Source organism: Streptomyces niphimycinicus, from assembly GCF_018883605.1.
GTDB lineage: Bacteria > Actinomycetota > Actinomycetes > Streptomycetales > Streptomycetaceae > Streptomyces > Streptomyces niphimycinicus.
The window spans coordinates 1-3948 of record NZ_JAHLEM010001041.1; the positions used below are offsets into that span (position 1 = coordinate 1).

General features: G+C 72.0%; 2 protein-coding genes and 1 pseudogene. 2 read left to right on the plus strand and 1 reads right to left on the minus strand.

What is annotated here, in order from left to right; translation table 11 throughout:
* Together KN815_RS47320 and KN815_RS47325 are read left to right on the plus strand one after the other, a co-directional pair.
* Window positions 1-1197, plus strand: a pseudogene (locus tag KN815_RS47320) (TerD family protein); the annotation flags it as partial.
* A gap of 222 nt (window positions 1198-1419) precedes the next feature.
* Window positions 1420-2424, plus strand: a complete 1005-nt coding sequence (locus tag KN815_RS47325; RefSeq protein WP_216347944.1) for a TerC family protein — start codon at window positions 1420-1422, stop codon at window positions 2422-2424.
* Window positions 2425-2513: 89 nt separating this feature from the next.
* Here the strand turns inward: KN815_RS47325 and KN815_RS47330 are convergent, their stop codons facing one another.
* On the minus strand, window positions 2514-3824 hold the full coding sequence (locus KN815_RS47330) for an MFS transporter (RefSeq protein ID WP_216347945.1): 1311 nt from the start codon (window positions 3822-3824) through the stop codon (window positions 2514-2516).
* Window positions 3825-3948: the final 124 nt, after the last annotated feature.

Consider the following 3948-nt stretch of genomic DNA (forward strand, 5'->3'; position numbering starts at 1 on the left):
GCCCCCACCGCGCCGCCCGCCGCACCCGGGCAGCCCGCCCAGCCGGTCGCGGGCGACGCCTCCGGCTGGACCATGGACGAGCGGCTCTACAACCAGGTCTGGGGGATGTTCGAGGATCTGGCCCGGACGGCCGCGGCCTACCGCAGCGCCGTGGACTTCGCCGAGTCCCGGATGGAGCAGGAGCTGGACCGGGTGCTCTCCGACCCGCGCACCCGGGTGGGCCCGGCCGCCGACTCCGCCCGTGCCGCGGCGCGCGCCAAGCACACCGATCTCGTCGAGCAGGCCCGCGCCGCCCTCGACCGCGATCTGGCGCAGCTCACCGCCGAGGCCGAGGTGGTGGAGCCCGCGCTGCCGCCCGCCTACGCCCGCTGGGACAGCCCGGTGTGGCAGGCGTATCAGGTGCCGATGGAGGTCCCGATGGCCCTGCGGGTGGGCGATCTGCACCTCCCGGAGCGCGCCGACTTGCGCATCCCCATGCTGGTGCGGCTGCCGCTGGAGCGGGGGCTGTGGATCGACGCGGGGCGTTCGGGCGGGTTCGACGAGGGGCCGGCCGACTCCGGTGAGCTGCGCAGGCTGGCCGCGGACGCGGCGGTCGCGATCGCCGCGCGGCTGCTGGCCGTCTACCCGGCGGGGGAGATCGCGGTGCATGTGATCGACCCGGCGGGTTCGGCCGCGGGCTCGTTCGCCCCGCTGGTGGCGTCGGGTGCGCTGGCCGAGCCGCCGGCCGCCGGGGCCCAGGGGGTCTCCACGGTGCTGGCCGCCCTGACCCGGCGCGTCGACCTGGTGCAGATGGCGGTCCGCAGCGGTGCCACGGACGCGCTGCCGCCCGATCTGGACACCGCCGAGCAGTTGCTGATCGTCCACGACTTCCCGCACGGCTTCGACGACCGGGCCGTCACCCAGTTGCGCTATCTGGCGGACGAGGGGCCCGCCGTGGGCGTGCATCTGATGATGGTCGCCGACCGTGAGGACGCGCGGGCCTATGGTCCGGTGCTGGACCCGCTGTGGCGGTCGCTGCTGCGGCTCACCCCGGTCGCCGACGACCACCTCGCCGACCCCTGGGTGGGCCATGCGTGGACGTACGAGCCGTCGATGGTGCCGCGGGGCAGCCGGGTGCTGGAGCAGGTGCTGGGGGAGGCGGGCCGGGCCGCGAAGGCTCTGAAGGCCGCCAGGGCCCGCCCATCATATGGCAACTGACCTGGGCTTTTGCCCATCTCTTTACTCTTCCATGGGAATTCCTGTACTCTCGGATGCGCGGAGGGGAGTACTCCTGTAGCGGTGTTCCCGTCACCACGGATTCCGTCCGGCCCCAGGAGGCCGGGCGGAATCCCGGGGCGCCGGTCCGTGGCACGGTCCATGGGCGGAAGAGACCTCCGGCAGCGACGACGCTGAGATTGCCGTACGAATGCCGGAGGAACTGTGGACGTTTCCGTGACCATGTGGGGGCTGACGATCGTCGGCCTCTGCGCTCTCATCGCCGTCGACTTCTTCATAGGCGGCCGCAAGCCGCATGAGGTCTCCATCAAGGAGGCCGGGATCTGGACGGCCGTCTGGGTCGCCCTCGCCGCGCTCTTCGGGCTCGGGCTGCTGGTCTTCGCGGGCGGTCAGCCCTCCGGTGAGTTCTTCGCGGGCTTCATCACCGAGAAGTCCCTGAGCGTCGACAACCTCTTCGTCTTCGTCCTGATCATGGCGAAGTTCTCCGTGCCGACGATCTACCAGCAGCGTGTGCTCATGGTGGGCGTGCTCATCGCCCTTGTGCTGCGTGCGGTCTTCATCGCCGCCGGTGCCGCGATCGTCTCGACCTTCTCCTGGGTCTTCTTCATCTTCGGCGCCTTCCTCATATGGACGGCCTGGAAGCTCGTCCAGGAGGCCCGGGCCGGTGAGGAGGAAGAGGAGTTCGAGGAGAACCGGCTGCTCAAGGCGGTCGAGAAGCGGTTCCCGTCCACCGACCAGTACCACGGCACCAAGCTGTTCATCATGGAGAACGGCAAGCGGCTGATGACCCCGATGCTGATCGTCATGCTGGCGATCGGCACCACGGACGTCCTGTTCGCGCTGGACTCGATACCCGCGATCTTCGGCCTCACCCAGGACCCGTACATCGTCTTCACCGCCAACGCCTTCGCGCTGATGGGTCTGCGCCAGCTCTACTTCCTCATCGGCGGCCTGCTGAAGAAGCTGGTCCACCTCTCGTACGGGCTGTCGATCATCCTCGGCTTCATCGGCGTCAAGCTGGTGCTGCACGCGCTGCACGAGGCCGGGGCGCATGTCCCGGAGATCAGCATCCCGGTCTCGCTCGGGGTCATCTGCGCGGTGCTCGCCGTCACGACGGTCACCAGTCTCTACGCCTCGAAGAAGCAGGCCCTGGCGGAGGCGGGGAGCGGGGAGGGCCGGGCCCGGGACAAGGACAGCGTCGACGTCTGACGGCGCCTTCCGCGGCGTCACCGCCCTGACACGCCCGACGGCGTCAGACGGCGTACGGCGACTGTCCGCGTCCGGGTCCGGGAGACGGCTCACACGGCCGCCTCCCCGGCCTCCAGAGGCCGTACGGCCGATCGTCCACCATCCGGGCGGTCGGCCGTCGGCCGTGTCTCCGGCAGCACGACGAAGCAGCCCAGGCTCAACAGCGCGGCGGCGGTCAGATACGCGGCGACGCCCCAGGGCGGCCCGTCGCCGTGGGACATCGCCGTCGCGACGATCGGCGTGAGCGCCCCGCCCAGGACGCCCGCGAGGTTGTAGCCGAGCGCCGCCCCCGTGCAGCGCACCCGCGCCTCGAACAGCTCGGGCAGATAGGCCGAGGTCACGGCGAACATGCTGATGAAGGCGAGCAGCGCGCCCAGGATGCCGAGGAACATCAGCGGCGGCTCACCGGTGCGCAACAGCGCGACCAGCGGAAACATCCACACCATGGTGGCCACACAGCCCACCAGACACAGCGGCCGCCGCCCGAAGCGGTCGCCGAGATGGGCCGCCAGCGGCGTCAGGGCGCCCATGACCGCCACGGCCGCCATGATGCAGCCCAGCAGGGTGGTGCGGGCGACACCGAGCCGCTCCGTGCCGTACGCCAGGGACCAGGTCGTGACCGCGTAGAAGACGGCATAGCCCACCGCGAGCCCGCCCGCGGTCAGCAGGACCAGCCGCCAGTGGCCGCGCACCACCTCGGCCAGCGGCGCGGCGGCCCGGTCGCCCTGCTCGGCCAGCTCCTGGAACCGCGGGGACTCGGTCAACTGGGCCCGCAGCAGCAGCCCGGCCCCCGCCAGCAGCCCCGCGCCCCAGAACGGCACCCGCCACCCCCAGGACCGGAACTCGGCGTCGGTCAGCGTGGCCGACAGGGCCAGCATCGTGCCGTTGGCCAGCAGAAAACCGACAGCCGGGCCGACCTGCGGAAAGCCCGACCACAGCCCGCGCCGCTCCGGGGGCGCGTGCTCGGCGGTCAGCAGCACCGCGCCGCCCCATTCGCCGCCGAGCCCCAGCCCCTGGAGAAAGCGCAGCACGAGCAGCAGGGCGGGGGCGGCGATGCCGATCGAGTCATAGGTCGGGACGAAGCCCACGGCGACGGTCGCGACGCCGGTGAGCAGCAGGGAGGCGATCAGCACCGGCCGGCGCCCGTGGCGGTCGCCGATGGGCCCGAAGAGCATCGAGCCAAGGGGCCGGGAGACGAAGCCGACGGCGAAGGTGCCGAAGGCGGCGAGGGTGCCGGCCAGCGGCGAGAAGGTGGGGAAGAACAGCGGGCCGAGGACGAGGGCCGCGGCCGTGCCGTAGACGAAGAAGTCGTAGAACTCGATCGCGGTGCCGGCCAGGGACGCGGCGGCGAGGCGGGCCATGGACGGAGAGCGGTCATGGTGCATGACGCGACAACCGCCCTGGCCCGCCAGGGGTCACGGGGCGTACGGAGGCGCGCGGCGCTCTGGGGCCGTGCGCGCGCCGCCATGAGCCGCGCGCGCCACC

Excerpts from the sequence above, each read along its gene's own strand:
- KN815_RS47330 (WP_216347945.1), bottom strand. The coding sequence starts at position 3,824 with ATGGCCCGCCTCGCCGCCGCGTCCCTGGCCGGCACCGCGATCGAGTTC.